The sequence below is a fragment of the Lactococcus ileimucosae genome, assembly GCF_943193185.1.
Taxonomy (GTDB): Bacteria; Bacillota; Bacilli; order Lactobacillales; family Streptococcaceae; genus Lactococcus; species Lactococcus ileimucosae.
In genome coordinates, this window is the sequence record NZ_CALPDE010000005.1 from 24,830 (window position 1) to 41,413 (window position 16,584).

Consider the following 16,584-nt stretch of genomic DNA (forward strand, 5'->3'; position numbering starts at 1 on the left):
GAGGAATGAAAAAGATTCTAATTGCGGATGATGATCGTTCGATTTTAACCTTACTTTCTTACAACTTTAGACAGAATGATTTTGAGGTCACAACTGTCAGCGATGGAAAGCAAGCCTTAGAGAAAGCCAAGAAAAATCATTACGACCTCATCTTGTTGGATTTGATGATGCCTGAGCTTTCTGGTATTGAGGTGACAGAGATTTTGCGTAAAAAGCAGAATTTTACACCTATTTTGATACTTACCGCACGAGATGATGAGGAAATGAAACTGGCAGGACTCAATTCAGGTTCTGATGAATATTTGGACAAAGCGACACCTCTAAAAGAGATAATCGTAAGGGTTAATGCGCTCATTCGTCGTCATCAGTACTACAACCAAACTTTGGGAAGTGAAAAGGTTTTGGAAAAAGCCAGATTAAAGTTTGATCGTCTAGAGATAGACTTTACAAAAAAAGTTTGTATATTTGATGAAAAACCTTTAGATTTGACCAAGCGGGAATTCGAAATTTTGGAACTTTTGATTGAGCGCTCGGGCGATGTTATTTCGCGTGAAGAATTGCTTCAACATTTTTGGGGAATATCTTCTGCTGCAGAAACACGAACTATTGACGTTTTAATCAGTAAGATTCGTAAAAAATTAGACAATCAATTTATAAAAACAAAACGAGGATTTGGGTATTACTTCTCTGATGAAAAAAATAAAGCTTAAAAACATTGTAATTTCGACAGTTATTTATCTTGTTGCGACTGTAACTTTGCTCGTTTTTCTCAACATACAGATTCTAAAAACAGATACAAACCGTGTTTTACACGCAATTGAAACGACTAAAGCATTCCTTTCAGAGCACCCTGACGCGGCTCTCCCTAGCAAGTTCCAGTACTGGCCTGCACGCACACAAAATGAGGAAACTAAAAAGATTGATGCAGGAGCTGAATATGCACAATCGGTCACTCGTCACTCTATCGAAATCACCAGTCCGATACGTAAAGACGGTGTAATAACTGCATATCTCCATGCTGTTGATAGCCGTACCTCCCCTTGGTTCACTAATCTGATGGTAGGAGGTTTTGCTACACTCATCTATCTCGCTTGTGCCTTCTATGTTTTTGTTCACGCCAGACGTAACTACCTCTTTACACAGGATATTGTTGCCAAAATAAAGAATATTGAACGTAGTCCTCTGACACAAAGTTATCTGATGAGTGAAAATGACGACAAAGTGACATCTGCTCTCAACTCTTTAGGCGAATATATTCAAAATCAGATTTTATCGCACAGTGAGAAGAAAGAAAATATTTACGAATTTATTGAACTCTTCCAATTTCCCATCTTTATTTACAATGCTAAAGGAAAGATTCGTAAAACAAATGCTGCTTTTAAAAATGAATTTGCAGATACACACAATCTTGATATTTTCAGTCCTTACGCAGACTTCTTAACTTTCTTGGTGGATAAGATGCTTAATCCAACAACTCAAGAAAAAGATTTCTATTTCGAAAATATAAATGCCTATTATCAAGTCCGTATTTCGCCGCTTCCGGATTTGGACAATCGTTTCTTAGTTACCCTACTTGATATCACAGCTTTTAAGCGCACACTTAATGCACATAATGAGCTTATTGCGAACGTAAGTCATGAGTTAAAAACACCGCTGACCTCAATCAAAGGCTTTGCTGAGCTGCTTAAAGACAACTCTCTTTCTGAAGCTGAACGGCAAGAATTTTCGAATATAATCAGTAAGGAAAGTGCGCGCTTGATCGCCTTGGTTCAAGATACCTTACTCTTGACCAAACAAAACATCCATATTGAAAAGAAAAAAATTAATCTTGCAGCTCTTGTCGAGGAAATTCTAAGTTCATCTCAACCGCTACTTGATGAAAAGCACTTGCTCCTCCAGACAAAAATTTCGAATATTTCCCAAGTGACAAATCGTCAAATGGTACACAGTATTTTTGAAAATCTGATTGAAAATGCTATAAAATACACCGATGAGCATGGAAAGATATTTGTCGGTCTCCACAAAGACAAGAAAAAAGTTATTTTTACCGTAACCGATAATGGTCCTGGTCTGACAGAAATCGAAAAATCTAGAATCTTTGAGCGTTTCTATCGAGTGGATGAAAGTCGAACACAAGTGACAGGAACAGGACTTGGATTATCAATTGTTGATAAAAACGTAAGAGAGTTACAAGGACATATCGATGTGATTAGTGTTCCCGGTAAAGGAACAACTTTCACCGTTACCTTGTAAAAAACTTGTGAAAATAAAAAATGGAACCACATAAGCTTATGTGGTTCCATTTTTTATGCGCATGAATAAACCAAGATTTTGCATCAGCGACACTGATAAAGGGCTTTTTGCCCTATCTTTCAAGATAAAATTCGAAACGATCGCCAACATATTGCGACAGCACATACTCAAAGGCACGGCCATCTGATAAGTATGAAATTTGAGTCAATCCTAAAATAGCATCTCCAGATTTTATTTTTAAATATTCAGCTACTTCTGTACTTACCTTTTTAGCTGAAATAATTTGCTGACTATGCTCAATCACATATCCTGCCTGAGTCAAAGTATTAAAAAAGTTAGAAGTGATACTTTTCTTTTCGAAAGGCTCCACCAAATCATAAGGGATGCTTGCTACTTCATAACAAATAGGCACTTGATCTGCATAGCGGACACGCTCCATGCGAATAATTGTCCTGTCTTTAGTAATGTGTAACTTTTCGCACTCAACTTCATTAGGCAATGTCTTAAGGTAACTTAGAAGTTCTGTAGAAGGTGTTTTCCCCTGAGCAGTGACAATCTCTGTAAATGAAGTTGTCCCACGCATCTTTTCGCGCACACGCCGACTCGCTACATAAGTACCGCTTCCCACACGGCGCTCTAAAATTCCTTCGTCAACGAGTGAAGTCACCGCTTGACGTGCTGTCATACGACTCACACCAAACCGTTCAGCCAAATCTCGTTCGCTCGGTAAGCGTTCTCCAATCTTCCAAACTGACTTTTCAACCTCTTCTTTTATCTCATCATGAATCCGTACATAATTCGGAAGGTTACTTCTCTGCATGCTGTCTCCCTTTGCTCCGTTTTCTACTTATTATATACCAATTTCAAATAAAAAACCAGCTACAACGGCTGGTTTACATAATTGGTATAATTATTATTTAGCTGGAACTGTTATTTCACCATCAATAATCTTTTGTTTGGCAGCCTCAACAGCTTTCCATGCTTCGTCTGAGGTATTGTTACGTGCAAGGTCAACACCTGAGTTTTTCAAATCGTATTTAAGAATTTCGCCACCAGGGAATTTGTCATCTTTTACCTTGTTTGAAACGTCTTTAACGACATTTCCAACTTCCTTAAGTGTGGAAGCTAGGACAAAGTTAGATTCTTTACCGTCTTTCGATTTGAAGTTTCCATCTGCTTCTTGGTCGCGGTCAACACCAATCACCCAAACTTTATCTGCTTCGTTTTTTGTTTCATTGAGTACACGTGCTTCTGTAAATACACCTGTTCCTACACCACCTGCAGCTTGATAGATGATATCTGCACCGCTAGAGTACATCGCTGATGCGATTGTTTTACCTTTACCAGCATCACTAAATGATCCTGCATATTGAACATCTACTTTAATGTTTGGATTGACAGATTTAACACCTTCTTGGAAACCGACTTCAAAAGCTGTGATGATGTCTGAGGCGATACCTCCGATGAAACCAACGTGATCTGTCTTGGTTGTTTTAGCTGCGGCAACACCAGCAAGATAAGCAGCTTCTTGGTCAGCAAATGTTGCAGAAACGACATTTTGCTGGTTTTCAATCACAGAGTCAATAATGGCAAACTTAGTGTCTGGATTGTTTTTAGCAGCCTGTGAAGTTGCTTCTTGAAGACCAAAACCAATACCAAAAATTAAGTTATAACCACCAGAAACAGCTGAATTAAAGTTGGCTGTGTAATCAGAGGCTGAATTTGATTGGAAATAGTTGATACCTTTACCTCTTGAAAGGTTATTCTCTTTACCCCAAGCTTGCAAACCTTCCCAAGCTGATTGGTTAAATGAACGGTCATCAACACCACCAGTATCGGTAATCATCGCGACATTAAGATCTGTTTTTGCTTCACCGCCTGAAGCTGCATCACGCCCGCGACAACCAGCCAAAACTGCTACTGATGCAAGTGCCAAGGCACCAACTGCGAAAATACGTTTTTTCATGGAAACGTTTTCCTCCAAATTTAAATTTTTTTAAACTCTTACAAGTAAGAGCTTTTATCTATAAGTTTATTTTAAGCTATTTTATATATTAATTCAAGCTAAAAACAAAAATGCGAAATTTATCCGCATCTTTGTTCGGAAATAGCAAATTTACAGGTAATTTTAGCTTATTATTCCAACTCTTGGAACGAATACGGCAATAATTCTCCAACAGTCGTTGCTTTCACTTCTCTTGACTTCGACAATAAGTAAACAGGCATATCTGTATCACAAAATTCTGAAATCACTTGACGACATGCACCACAAGGACTAATCGGAGCGGCCGTTTCTCCATAAATATACAGACTTGAAAATTCCAAATGCTCTTCGGATACAGCCTTAAAAATAGCTGTTCTCTCTGCACAATTGCTCAAGCCGAAGCTCGCATTCTCAATATTACAGCCTTGATAAACTTTACCCTCCTTAGTTACAAGTGCTGCACCTACAGGAAAATTGGAATAAGGGACATAAGCATGACTGCTCGCTTCACGTGCTGCTTCAATAAATTCTCTAGTAGCTGGCATTGGCAGTTTCACCCTCCATAATTGCGACACCTGATGAACAGCCCAAACGGTTTGCACCAGCTGCAATCATAGCCTTAGCATCTTCAAGATTGCGAATCCCACCTGAAGCTTTGACACCCATGTCAGGTCCAACCGTTTCACGCATCAATTTTACATCTTCAACTTTAGCACCAGCTGTTGAAAAGCCTGTTGATGTCTTGACAAAATCAGCACCAGCACGTTGTGCTGCTTGACAAGCTTTGACTTTTTCTTCATCTGTCAAAAGACTTGTTTCGATAATAACTTTAAGGATGCGGCCATCCTTAACAGCATTAACTGCTGCAATATCACTTTCCACCAAGTCCCATTTACCGTCTTTAGCTGCACCAATATTAATCACCATGTCCACTTCGTCTGCACCTTTTTTGATTGCGTCTGTAGCTTCAAAGGCTTTGACTTCTGAAGTGTTTGCTCCGAGAGGGAAACCGATAACTGTACATACTTTTGAAACTTCATCTTTGAGTTGTTCAGCAGCAAATGCTACCCAGGTTGGATTGACACAAACACTTGCGAATTTGTATTTTTTTGCTTCATCAACGATAGCTTGGACTTTTTCTTGTGTCGCATCTGCTTTGAGGATTGTGTGGTCAATGTATTGATTGATTTTCATTTTTAGGTCTTCTCCTAGTTATTATTTATAGTGCGGGCAAAGTCCGCTTTATTTGTAAACGTTAAAAATTATTTGGGCTTGCGATTTTTAAGGTAAAGCATACCAATCATCGTATAAACCAAGACAAAGATAAGGATAAAAAGTGCTATTTTGAGCAGCGTATTCTGTGCCCAAAGATTCATTCCAATTGCGCCAAGTACAGCCGCTGCTACACTTTAGAGAGCTTTTATTCCGTTAGGAATAGGGGGAAGTTCATTTTTCATCAGCGAATAACTTCCAAAATTTCAGGTGCATGAACTTGCTGGTCAGAAATTTCGATACTGTCCTTAAACTCCGCAATCAATTCTGGTGAAATTTCTTGATTACTGTAAAGTGTAGCGATAAGGTCACCCTTTTGGACGAAGTCACCAACTTTTTTTGCGAGATTAATACCGGCTTCAAAATCGATTGTATCTGTCTTGGTTGCTCGTCCTGCACCTAACTTCATCGCAACCATACCAATACCCATTGCTTTTTCTTGTGAGATAAAACCTTCATGCTCAGCATGAATCTCCACAGTATGTGCCACGTTTAATTCTGCAGTCAAATGATTAAATGCTGTTGCATCCCCGTGTTGTGCTTCACACATGGCAAGGAATTTAGCATAAGCTTTACCATTATCAAGGTTTTCGATGATTTCTGGAACAGTTTTTTCTACACCTGCTAATGCAAGCATAATTTGAGCCAGTTCCGCGATAAAGTGACGGAATTCCGATGTACCTTTGCCATTTAGCGTATTCACAGCTTCCGTAATTTCATTACGATTACCAATAGCATGTCCTAGAGGTTGGTTCATATTAGTCAAAACTGCTACCGTCTCACGTCCGACAGCCTTCCCTAAGTCAACCATGGTACGCGCTAAGAGACGCGCATCTTCGATATTTTTCATGAAAGCACCGTCGCCAACAGTTACATCAAGCAAAATGGCATTTGATCCCGAAGCAATTTTCTTAGACATGATAGAGCTTGCAATCAATGGAATAATATCAACTGTGGCTGTCACATCCCGAAGGGCATAGAGAAGCTTGTCTGCTTTGACCAACTCGTCAGACTGACCAATCACCGCGATTCCTGAATCTTTTACTTGGCTGATAAAGTCTTCTTCTGTTTTTTCAATTTCAAAGCCAGGAATGGATTCTAACTTATCTAATGTTCCACCAGTATGTCCTAAACCACGACCAGACATTTTAGCGACAGGGACATCAAAACTCGCCACTAAAGGTGCTAAAATAATTGTTACTTTATCACCTACACCACCCGTCGAATGTTTGTCTACCTTAACTCCAGGAATGGCAGACAAATCAAACTCTTTACCTGAAGCAACCATAGCCATGGTTAAGTTGGCTGTTTCTTCTGTCGTCATTCCCTTAAAATAGATGGCCATAGCAAGTGCTGCCATTTGGTAATCCGGAACTTCACCCGTTGCATAACCAGAGATGAGCCAATCGATTTCAGCTTTATCAAAGTGGCCACCATCACGTTTTTTTTGAATCAGGTCTACCATTCTATAGGTCATAGTTTCTCCTTGTAACTTCTTAAAATATAATATCCTTTGTCTTTAGCAACGACTTCGCAGTTACCAAAGACCTCATTCATTTTCTTTTGCGCACTCGGCGCGCCCTGTTTTTTCTGAATAACGACAGTCAAATGGCCATTATCATTTAAATGCCTATAAGCATCAGATAAAATAGCATGTACCACTTCTTTTCCCGCACGAATAGGGGGATTTGAAATAATAGCATCAAAGCTTTGTTCAACATTATCATATATATTTGATAAAAAAATACCGTCAACTTCTATATTATTTTTATCTGCATTTTTCTTGGCTAAATCAAGGGCACGGCTATTTACATCTACAAGTGTGGCTTTCAAGCCATATTTCTTTGCTAAGGTTAAAGCCAGTGTCCCATAGCCACAGCCAACATCAAGCAAAGTCTCTGCCTCCTCTGGTTGAAAGTTGTCCAGTAAAACACGTGAGCCATAATCAATAGCGTTTTTAGAAAAGACACCTGCATCTGTCAGAAAGCGCAAGGGAAGCCCCAAAAGTTCAACCGATAATTCCTGCACATCATGTGCTAAATCTCGGTTGTCTTCATAATACATATTTGTTTTTACCATCACAGTTTATTTTATCACAAAATATTTTATTTTTTCTCAGAAAACCTTTACAAACAGAAATCAGAGTCTTAAAAAACTTACTTTATGACTCTACTCTCTTCCTTTCTGCAAATTTTCTAAACAAAGAGAAAATGTGCTAAAATATCCTTATGAATAAATTCATTAATTATGATGAAATCTCACGTGAAACTTGGCAAAATTTATACCTGTCTTCCATAGTCCCCTTGACAAATAGAGATCTGGATGCCATTCGTTCACTCAATGATGAAATTTCACTGCAAGACGTTATTGATGTCTACCTTCCCTTAATCCATTTGGTACGCTTATATAAAAAGAACATCGAAGATTTAAGCTTCTCCAAAGGCTTGTTTTTACAAAAAATTGTTCAAACACCACCATTAATCATTGGAATTTCTGGATCTGTCGCTGTCGGAAAATCCACAACTGCGCGCCTCGTTCAACTGCTTCTTTCCCGTGAATTTAAAAAACTAAGTGTTGAACTTGTAACGACAGATGGTTTTCTTTACCCTACATCTGTTCTAAAAGAACGCAAAATACTTGAGCGCAAGGGTTTTCCCGAAAGTTATGACATGGAACGACTCTTGGACTTTCTCTATCGTGTAAAAAACAGTGAGCGCTGTGAAATCCCCCTTTATTCCCATGAAACTTATGACATCATCGAAGATAAAACCCAAATTATCGACCAGCCTGACATTTTGATTTTAGAGGGAATAAATGTTCTCCAAAATCCGCAAAGCGAACTTCTTTATGTCAGTGATTTTTATGACTTCTCTATTTATGTCGATGCTGATGAGGAATTGATTGAAAAATGGTACTTGGAACGGTTTGACAGTCTACTCAAACTTGCCGAAAATGATCCCCATAACTATTATCACCAATTCACAAAAATGCCTTACGATGAGGTAATGCAGCTCGCTCGTCAAACATGGACAAACACTAATCTGCCTAACTTGCGCGACTATATTGAGCCAACACGTAACCGCGCCGAAGTCATCTTGCACAAAACTGCCAATCATTACATTGATAAAATTTATTTGAAGAAATTTTAAAGTAGCATAACAACAACTTACTCTTTAATTAAAATAACTGTTTTTTTATGTCAAACATTTTTATAATCAACTCTTTTATGATAAAATATTTTAATATTAATTTTTAGGAGGCCCCCTTGTCTGATAAACAACTTGAAAAAATTATCGTTCTTGACTACGGTAGTCAGTATAACCAATTAATTTCTCGTCGCATCCGCGAAATAGGTGTTTTCTCGGAGCTGATGAGTCACAAAGTCACAGCTCAAGAAATCCGTGAAATAAATCCTGTGGGAATTATTCTTTCTGGGGGACCTAATTCTGTTTACGATGAAGGTTCATTTGATATTGATCCCGAAATTTTTGAGCTCGGTTTACCTATCTTAGGCATCTGCTATGGCATGCAACTGATTAGTCACAAATTAGGTGGTAAAGTTGAAGGTGCCTCTGAACGAGAATATGGTGTTGCTCCCATTGAGTTAAAAGCTCCGTCTAAACTCTTTGCCAATACACCTAACACACAAGATGTGCTCATGAGTCATAGTGACCGTGTTGTTAAACTTCCAGAAGGTTTCCACGTTGTCGCAACTTCCCCAAACAGTCCATTTGCTGCCGTTGAAGATACAGAGCGCAACATTTACGGTATTCAATTTCACCCTGAAGTACGTCACTCCGTATACGGTACAGACATGCTCCGTAACTTTGCCTTGAATATCTGCGGTGCTAAAGGTGATTGGTCAATGGAAAATTTCATTGACATGCAAGTCAAGAAAATCCGAGAACAAGTTGGTGATAAAAAAGTCTTGCTTGGCCTCTCTGGCGGTGTTGATTCTTCAGTTGTAGGTGTGCTTTTGCAGCGTGCAATAGGTGATCAATTGACTTCTATCTTTGTGGATCATGGTTTTCTCCGCAAGGGAGAAGGCGACCAAGTTATGGATATGTTGGGAGGCAAATTTGGCTTAAACATTATCCGTGTAAATGCGGAAGAACGTTTCATGAATAAACTAGCTGGTGTTTCTGATCCAGAGAAAAAACGTAAAATCATCGGTAACGAATTTGTTTATGTCTTTGATGATGAAGCATCTAAACTTAAAGACGTGAAGTTCCTTGCACAGGGAACGCTCTACACAGATGTGATTGAGTCAGGAACGGATACAGCTCAAACAATCAAGTCACACCACAATGTCGGTGGGTTGCCAGAAGACATGCAGTTTGAATTGATTGAACCTTTAAATACACTGTTCAAAGATGAAGTACGCGCCCTTGGTACGGAACTTGGTATGCCTGATGAAATCGTTTGGCGGCAACCTTTCCCAGGACCTGGTCTTGCCATTCGTGTCATGGGAGATTTGACACCTGAGAAGGTCGCGGTTGTTCGTGAATCTGATGCCATCCTCCGTGAAGAAATTGCTGCCGCTGGTTTAGACCGTGACGTATGGCAGTACTTCACTGTTAACACAGGCGTTCGTTCAGTTGGTGTCATGGGAGATAGCCGGACCTACGATTATACACTTGCTATCCGTGCTATTACTTCTATTGACGGCATGACAGCAGAGTTTGCGAAACTCCCTTGGGATGTTCTGCAAAAGATTTCAATACGTATCGTAAATGAGGTAGACCATGTTAACCGCGTTGTCTACGATATTACCTCTAAACCACCTGCAACTGTTGAGTGGGAATAATAGCTAGGTAAAATAGCTAAAATAGAAATTAAAAATCGCTCAACAGAGCGGTTTTTGTTTTACGAAAATCAATAAAAAACATTGATTTTGAAAAAATTGGACACAAAAAAGTCAGTGAAAAAGTGCTTAACTGTGCGCATACGACTGCTGAAGTTAAGCACGTTTTGTTTTTTCTCAGAGAAAAAATAGTTTAAATTCACCATAACGAAAAACAAAGGCCTCTTGAAAAATCACTGGATTTTTGCTGCTATATCTTTGAAGTCCATGCACCGTCTTGGTCGCGGAGGATGAGGGCGGGGGAAGATATGTGTAAGGAGGAATTGTTTACATGCGCAGCTACTGTGATAACACCTGTTGTATTTCCTATGAGCCAAGGTCTTTCTGCATTAAAAGGGGTTCTGGTTCCATCAAGTGTCGTTGTTCGGCTTACTGCTGTTGGGTAGGCTTTCCCTGGTCCCGAAAGATGATTGACCTCCGCAAGAGATAGCATAAAAGCCTTTCTTTCACCACTTGGATCCACCTCCGCAAAGTCATTGCGCAAAGCATCTGTAAAGGCATTATAAGTTAAGTCTAGCGTAAATCCAATAGTATCTACCCACGGCATATCTGGCCAAGAACCTCCTCCTGCTCCTACCCACTCCGGATGCCCTTGAATATACGCATCAGGTCCTGTACCCGTAAATTCTTTTTGCACAGGTTGAACTTGACGGCGAATAACAGAAGGCAGATTGTCATGCCAGTTTCGTGCGGCAAGGTCAGCTGTTGAACCATTATAACTATTAATACCCGGAATAGTGTTCCAAGCAACTGAAGGACCTCTATGTGAGATGACCAAGTGATTCCCATCCCCCTTGTTCTCAAGATAGCGGTACTGTGTCCCACGCATAGAGAATGTTTGACCCGGCTCCATCTCACCAAGGATAGGCAAGCCATTACGTACTTCATCCACCAACTTCTTGGCAAGGTCGCTATGGTTTTCTGGGGCTTCCTCCCAAAGAGCAGACACATCACCATCTGTGTTGGCAACCATATTAGCAACGGCCTTAATCCCATAATAATAATCTCCCCGAATCCCGCTCGTAGAAAAATTAGCCTGATCGAGGAGGAAAGAGGTTGCCTCCTCTGGGAAGAGCAGATTAGCCCAGTAAGCCCAACCTGTTTGAGGATCCACCACCCAGAAGTTCCCCACACGGTCTTGCACTGGAAGAGCATTCCACTGGCTGAGCAACATGACCGGCTGGTCTTGGATGACGGTCTGGCGAGCCGTGTGTGTCCCGTCTTCTGTATCGGGCGGTGTCCCTAAAATAGAAGTGGCTGTTCTGCCATTGTGCCAGTAGCCATCTGTCCCATTCCCGGGATGGGTGACCCCTGTGGCATCTGCTCCGGCATTGGTCCCATCAGGACTGGCTGAAGTATCGGCTTCTTCGCCCGACTGGGTCCAGTCACGTCCGTCGCCTGCAGCAGCTGTCTTGTGGTTGTCGCGGGCACGGTTAAAGGTCGGCATGAAGTAGGGGGCATTCAGCTGACCTGAGCCGTCTGTGGCTGCGCGGGGATTCCAACCGACGGTCCAGCGGGCACGGGCGTTGAAGGCGGCACCTGGTCCGACACGTTGGCCGACTGTGTTGCCTGAGGCTTCCGGTGTCCAAGGGGTCCATGTGCCCGTGTCTTCCTTGATGGGTTGAACCGCGTTGCCCTCTGCCACCTCTTGGGGGTCGGCTTGGACTAAGGATTCGCCATTGATTTCCATGTATTCGAGGAGTTTAACGCGCACCAAGATAGGTGCATCGCCAAAGTTCTCCGCAAAGACATCTTTGTTGCCTGAGGCGCGGTCAAAGTAGTCGTGCAGGCGCCCGACTTCTTCAAAGTTGATATTGCCACTGCGGTCATTGATGGCCCGCTGTGTGAAGGAGAACCATGCGAAGGTTCCTGAAATCAACAACAAAACCGACAATATGGCTAAAAGAACGCCTAGCTTTCTCTTTTGTTCCATTTCTATTTTTCCACCTACTCCATAAATATGATGTAACAAGAAGATTTCTTTTGTTACAAACTCTAAGAGTATTATAAAAAAAAAAGAAAATGAAAGTGAAATAGTATTTAGATGAGGAGAAAAGAGCTTTTTAAAGTGACTTCAAGCTATCCAAAGGCTGTGGCTGAGCTGCTACACAGGGGAGGGCAAGAAGATATAAGCAGTGGCTTGTGGGAGAGTCCTTTCATTTTCATCAACCACTGCAGCTATAAAAAAATGGCAGTAGATTTTCATCTAGCGCCATAGAGGATACAAGCCCCATAAAGTGTATAGATTACTTCTTAGGTCACTTGACGACCATAACATTACAGTTCGCATGATTAATAACATAGGCAGTCGTTGAGCCCACCAGTAGCCGATCAAATGCGCCCTTACCAGTGACACCAATGACGATTAAATCAATGTCATGTTCTTGGGTAAAGTCAATAATTTCTTTCTTAGGCGAACCCTCCACACGATAAGTCTTGAACTCAACCTGTTTCTTAATGATGTCAGCTGCTCTATCTATAATTGCTCGCGCTTGCTCCTCTAGATTTTCAAGAATAAGCGGTGCACCGTAGGTTGAGCCATAAAGCCGAATATCGTCTTTAACATGTAAAACAAGGAGTGAAGTTTCATTTTCTTTAGCTATCTTAACAGCCTCACGCACTGCTTTATCAGATTGTTCAGAGCCATCTACTGCGACCATGATATTTTTGTACTGTTTTTCCATAAAGACCTCCCTTATTTTAAAATTGTCAATTTAACTTTTCTATATCTATATTTTAAAACAAAAGGACAGAAAAAGACACTAATAGCATTAAAATAAACAAGTGATATTTCTTTTATTTTATAGGTCTTGTGATTTCAAATGTTTCACCTAAAGCCGTATAAGCTCTTCCAGACAAACGAGCAACAGGATCTAATGCCTCAGCTTTAATATAAAGTTTATCCTCGTCTATAACTGCGTCATCCATCAGTATATTTTTGACTTCTAAAAGCATGAGATGACTGGTTTTTCCTACAGGTATGTGCTTATAGAGTGTCACCTCTAGTCGAGCCTTAGCATTTGCGATAGCCGGTACCTCAACTTCTTGAGAGGCTGTTAAACTGATTCCAAACTTTTCAACTTCACTTTCATTAGCGGCAAGAGGGGCGGACGTTTGATTCATTGCTTCGACATTCTCAGTGTTGACCAAATGAATAACCCCTTCCTCTCTTTCTAAAAGATTTCTGACAGAATCCTTCATCTCTGTCATCGCAATAGAGACAATAACAGGCTCTTTAGAAACTACATTAAAAAAACTAAAAGGAGCGGCGTTGACAACACCTTGACTATTTTGCGTTGTGAGCCAAGCAATAGGTCTTGGGACAACAAGACCAGATATAAGCTTATACGCTTCTTTACTGTTCATATCCTTTGTTTTAAATGCCTTCATCTTCTCTCCCTATAAGTCGTTTTTTGTTTTTCCATGGATGGCACTTTTCTCTTCCTGTTTCAATGCCAAAAGCGGCACAGATGCGCCACTCTCTCTTTCTTCATTCCTAAAATAGAGAGGATTGGCAAGATATAATGACCATAACAAGGCAAATTAAATCAACACTTTGTTTACAAATGTAAATTTATTTTATTATACCATCTTCTCAATAATTTTCAAAAATATTGTACTTCAAAAGTTCTCTCCTCACTCAGAGATACAGCTTCTAAACTTTAAAATAATTCAATAAAAGTTGGCAAAACAAGAGATCTATCACCGTATCTTGGTACTGTATTTCTTTCATTTTACCTAACAGAAGGTTGAGAATTTTTTCTTTTTCTCGGTAAGTTTCTACCAAAAGCCCCTTACGAAAGAGAGCGTGTTCCTCTTGAGAAGCAAATTCGGCATGACTGACAAGTCGTTTTTTTAGTGTGAATGCTTGTTCTTCTAAAGCAGCATGTCGCGTAATATTTCTAAAAATTTCTTCTAAATATTGAATGACTTCGATAAGAAATTCTTTCTCAAGAATAACCTTTTTGCCTGACCCTATCAGCTCTTTTTCCCATAGGGCTAGAATTCTTGAAGAAGCTGAGGTAAATAACAGGCTGAACTGACTAATATCTTCTGTCCTCAAATAAAAGAGATAGGCAAGCTGTAGAGGATAGGACAAACGATAAAGTTCAGCCTTACTCCTCTCTTCTCCATTGATTTCTACGGAAGAATAGCTCGTATTGACAAACTCAAAATGCTGCTTTAACACATGAGCAATCATTTCTCGAATCATTTCATCATTTGAAGCAAGAGGTAAATATAAGCTTGCTTGCATGGCAGAGCGTTGAAGCCACTTTGTTGAACTTCCTTGCAACAATTGACACACTCTATTTTTTTCTTTGTTTTCCAAATAATCAACCAGGGGATCTTTAAAGCAATTTCTAAATACAATCGCCCATTCAGGATTAATTTCTTCACTCAGAGTTTCGATTCGAAAAATCGATTTTCTACTTTCCATCGATAATCTAATCGTGTTCATCCTCTTCCTCCCTGTTATCATTTTGATTCTCTATATCTTCAAACTTGATATTTCCGCCAGACTTTCTAAAATGTCATCTGTCAGAATTGTAATATGTCCCATTTTTCTGTCTACTTTTGCTTCTAACTTCCCATAATCATGAATGTGCCATTCTGGATGTTCACGGTTTATTTTTTCAACTTTAGTAACATCTTGACCTAAGATATTTATCATAACCGCCCTTTTTAAAAGACGAGGCTTTGGCAATTCTTCACCAAGTATGCCTTTGATATGCAAATCAAACTGTGAAAAATCACAAGCTTCTATTGTGTAATGCCCCGAATTATGTGGGCGCGGAGCAAGTTCATTAACATAAATATCTCCTGACTCTGTGAGAAACATTTCAACACAAAGAGTCCCTGAAAGCTGGAGCTTTTCTGCTATTGCTAGAGCTAAGCGTTCTGCTTTTTCGCTTATTTCAGAAGAAACGAGTGCAGGAGCAATTGTTCGGTGTAAAATATTGTTAATATGCTCGTTTTGACATAAGGGAAAGGTAACAAATTTTTTACCATTTCCACTTATAATAACCGAAATTTCACAAGAAAAATTAACGTAGTCTTCCAAAACACACTCGGCACTGCCTGCTAATTTTATTGCCGCTTTCAAATCCTCGTCACTCTTTAAGACGACCTGCCCATGTCCGTCATAGCCGCCTGTTGTTGTTTTAAGAACCTGCTTCTTGGTCACCCTTTCTGGAAGGTCTTGAGCACCATAAACCAGCTTCCATGGTGCCACCTTTACCCCACACTCTTCTAAAAACTCTTTTTCTAACTTGCGGTTCTGCGTGATTTCCAACAATCTGATGCCTTGTGGAATGTCTACACATGTTTCTAATTCATGTAGGGCTTTTGATGATACATTCTCAAACTCATAAGTTATTAAATCACAAGCATAGGCCAATTTTAGAAGGGCATCAACATCATCGTAATCAGCAATAAGCAACTCGTCCGAACATTTTGCTGCGGGACAGCTCGGATTAGGGTCTAAAGTGATTACTTTGTGACCCATATATTGTGCAGAAATAGCCATCATCTGTCCTAACTGACCCCCACCAATAATTCCAATTGTTTTTTTCTTATGTTGCATATTCTCATTATAGGTCATTTTTCTTCTTTCCCCTACTCTTTTTTGGATAGTTCAAAAATAAATCCGTTAATTATACGGATTTTTATTTACTAAAATAGAATTATTTTTACAAATATTACGCTAACTTTTAAAGTATAAGTTTACAGCAATTTTTTGGTCGATGTCACAGATATTTCTGCAGCATTTTCCCGGTATTTTTTTAATTTTTTAGTCAAACTTTTATTACCAAGCGCTAAAATCTGGACCGCATAGAGGCCTGCATTTTTGGCACCTGCTGTTCCTATAGCCATGCTAGCAACAGGTACACCTCCTGGCATTTGGACAATCGAGTAAAGACTATCCAAACCAGATAAAGCACGAGACTGGATTGGCACACCAATGACGGGAAGTAACGTCATCGAAGCAACCATCCCCGGCAAATGAGCTGCCCCTCCAGCTCCTGCAATAATTACCTTATAGCCTTGCTTTTCTGCATTTTTAGCAAAATCCAGCATTATTTCTGGTGTCCGATGTGCCGATACCACTTTTTTATCAAAAGCTATACCAAACTCTTCCAAAATCTGCGCACTTTGCTTCATTGTCTCCCAATCTGAAAGAGAGCCCATAATAACTGCAACTTCTGACATT

The 16,584-nt window shown here is 40.0% G+C and carries 16 protein-coding genes; 4 read left to right on the top strand and 12 right to left on the bottom strand.

All coding sequences use genetic code 11. The features are described 5' to 3' along the window. Positions 1-5 precede the first annotated feature (5 nt). Positions 6-710, top strand: a complete 705-nt coding sequence (locus NFR51_RS03695; RefSeq protein ID WP_251712395.1) for a response regulator transcription factor — start codon at positions 6-8, stop codon at positions 708-710. After that, positions 673-2,253 (top strand): sensor histidine kinase, encoded by a 1,581-nt coding sequence (locus NFR51_RS03700; RefSeq protein WP_251712396.1) that lies wholly within the window; start codon positions 673-675, stop codon positions 2,251-2,253. Before NFR51_RS03695 ends, NFR51_RS03700 begins: the two co-directional genes overlap by 38 nt. Before the next feature lie 112 nt (positions 2,254-2,365). Here NFR51_RS03700 and NFR51_RS03705 read toward each other — a convergent pair whose 3' ends face one another. From NFR51_RS03705 to NFR51_RS03730, 6 genes are all read right to left on the bottom strand, one after another. Continuing rightward, positions 2,366-3,073 carry a GntR family transcriptional regulator gene (locus NFR51_RS03705; protein WP_251712397.1) on the bottom strand — a complete coding sequence of 236 codons (708 nt, stop codon included), beginning with the start codon at positions 3,071-3,073 and terminating at the stop codon, positions 2,366-2,368. A 93-nt stretch (positions 3,074-3,166) separates the two neighbouring features. Then, positions 3,167-4,219, bottom strand: a complete 1,053-nt coding sequence (locus NFR51_RS03710; RefSeq protein ID WP_251712398.1) for a BMP family lipoprotein — start codon at positions 4,217-4,219, stop codon at positions 3,167-3,169. Positions 4,220-4,389: 170 nt separating this feature from the next. After that, complete coding sequence (locus tag NFR51_RS03715; protein ID WP_251712399.1) at positions 4,390-4,782, bottom strand: cytidine deaminase; 393 nt, start codon at positions 4,780-4,782, stop codon at positions 4,390-4,392. Continuing rightward, positions 4,769-5,431, bottom strand: coding sequence for a deoxyribose-phosphate aldolase (deoC, locus tag NFR51_RS03720; RefSeq protein WP_251712400.1), 663 nt, complete (start codon positions 5,429-5,431; stop codon positions 4,769-4,771). The genes NFR51_RS03715 and deoC overlap by 14 nt, the downstream gene beginning before the upstream one ends. Positions 5,432-5,693: 262 nt before the next feature. Beyond that, on the bottom strand, positions 5,694-6,986 hold the full coding sequence (locus NFR51_RS03725; protein ID WP_251712401.1) for a pyrimidine-nucleoside phosphorylase: 1,293 nt from the start codon (positions 6,984-6,986) through the stop codon (positions 5,694-5,696). After that, on the bottom strand, positions 6,983-7,588 hold the full coding sequence (locus tag NFR51_RS03730; RefSeq protein WP_251712402.1) for a class I SAM-dependent methyltransferase: 606 nt from the start codon (positions 7,586-7,588) through the stop codon (positions 6,983-6,985). Before NFR51_RS03730 ends, NFR51_RS03725 begins: the two co-directional genes overlap by 4 nt. A gap of 149 nt (positions 7,589-7,737) precedes the next feature. On the opposite strand from NFR51_RS03730, the gene coaA reads away from it, so the two are divergent. After that, complete coding sequence (coaA, locus tag NFR51_RS03735; protein WP_251712403.1) at positions 7,738-8,658, top strand: type I pantothenate kinase; 921 nt, start codon at positions 7,738-7,740, stop codon at positions 8,656-8,658. Between the two features lie 116 nt (positions 8,659-8,774). Further along, entirely contained in the window at positions 8,775-10,316 is a 1,542-nt protein-coding gene (guaA, locus tag NFR51_RS03740; protein ID WP_251712404.1) for a glutamine-hydrolyzing GMP synthase, read from the top strand. A 247-nt stretch (positions 10,317-10,563) separates the two neighbouring features. Here the strand turns inward: guaA and NFR51_RS03745 are convergent, their stop codons facing one another. From NFR51_RS03745 to purE, 6 genes are all read right to left on the bottom strand, one after another. Next, positions 10,564-12,306, bottom strand: a complete 1,743-nt coding sequence (locus tag NFR51_RS03745) for a hypothetical protein (RefSeq protein WP_251712405.1) — start codon at positions 12,304-12,306, stop codon at positions 10,564-10,566. Positions 12,307-12,631: 325 nt separating this feature from the next. Next, complete coding sequence (locus NFR51_RS03750) at positions 12,632-13,057, bottom strand: universal stress protein (RefSeq protein ID WP_251712406.1); 426 nt, start codon at positions 13,055-13,057, stop codon at positions 12,632-12,634. 112 nt (positions 13,058-13,169) lie between these two features. Then, positions 13,170-13,763: a flavin reductase family protein gene (locus tag NFR51_RS03755; RefSeq protein WP_251712407.1), complete on the bottom strand. Its 594-nt coding sequence runs from the start codon at positions 13,761-13,763 to the stop codon at positions 13,170-13,172. Between the two features lie 265 nt (positions 13,764-14,028). Next, on the bottom strand, positions 14,029-14,832 hold the full coding sequence (locus NFR51_RS03760) for a glycoside hydrolase family 125 protein (RefSeq protein WP_251712408.1): 804 nt from the start codon (positions 14,830-14,832) through the stop codon (positions 14,029-14,031). A gap of 30 nt (positions 14,833-14,862) precedes the next feature. Then, positions 14,863-15,975: a 5-(carboxyamino)imidazole ribonucleotide synthase gene (gene purK, locus NFR51_RS03765; protein WP_251712409.1), complete on the bottom strand. Its 1,113-nt coding sequence runs from the start codon at positions 15,973-15,975 to the stop codon at positions 14,863-14,865. A 122-nt stretch (positions 15,976-16,097) separates the two neighbouring features. Beyond that, positions 16,098-16,583, bottom strand: coding sequence for a 5-(carboxyamino)imidazole ribonucleotide mutase (gene purE, locus NFR51_RS03770; protein WP_251712410.1), 486 nt, complete (start codon positions 16,581-16,583; stop codon positions 16,098-16,100). Position 16,584 lies beyond the last annotated feature (1 nt).

Coding starts and splice junctions, on each gene's coding strand:
- deoC (WP_251712400.1), bottom strand. CDS start 5,431: ATGAAAATCAATCAATACATTGACCACACAATCCTCAAAGCAGATGCG.
- NFR51_RS03715 (WP_251712399.1), bottom strand. CDS start 4,782: ATGCCAGCTACTAGAGAATTTATTGAAGCAGCACGTGAAGCGAGCAGT.
- NFR51_RS03695 (WP_251712395.1), top strand. CDS start 6: ATGAAAAAGATTCTAATTGCGGATGATGATCGTTCGATTTTAACCTTA.
- NFR51_RS03750 (WP_251712406.1), bottom strand. CDS start 13,057: ATGGAAAAACAGTACAAAAATATCATGGTCGCAGTAGATGGCTCTGAA.
- coaA (WP_251712403.1), top strand. CDS start 7,738: ATGAATAAATTCATTAATTATGATGAAATCTCACGTGAAACTTGGCAA.
- purK (WP_251712409.1), bottom strand. CDS start 15,975: ATGACCTATAATGAGAATATGCAACATAAGAAAAAAACAATTGGAATT.
- NFR51_RS03705 (WP_251712397.1), bottom strand. CDS start 3,073: ATGCAGAGAAGTAACCTTCCGAATTATGTACGGATTCATGATGAGATA.
- NFR51_RS03745 (WP_251712405.1), bottom strand. CDS start 12,306: ATGGAACAAAAGAGAAAGCTAGGCGTTCTTTTAGCCATATTGTCGGTT.
- NFR51_RS03710 (WP_251712398.1), bottom strand. CDS start 4,219: ATGAAAAAACGTATTTTCGCAGTTGGTGCCTTGGCACTTGCATCAGTA.
- purE (WP_251712410.1), bottom strand. CDS start 16,583: ATGTCAGAAGTTGCAGTTATTATGGGCTCTCTTTCAGATTGGGAGACA.
- NFR51_RS03725 (WP_251712401.1), bottom strand. CDS start 6,986: ATGACCTATAGAATGGTAGACCTGATTCAAAAAAAACGTGATGGTGGC.
- NFR51_RS03730 (WP_251712402.1), bottom strand. CDS start 7,588: ATGGTAAAAACAAATATGTATTATGAAGACAACCGAGATTTAGCACAT.
- NFR51_RS03760 (WP_251712408.1), bottom strand. CDS start 14,832: ATGAACACGATTAGATTATCGATGGAAAGTAGAAAATCGATTTTTCGA.
- NFR51_RS03755 (WP_251712407.1), bottom strand. CDS start 13,763: ATGAAGGCATTTAAAACAAAGGATATGAACAGTAAAGAAGCGTATAAG.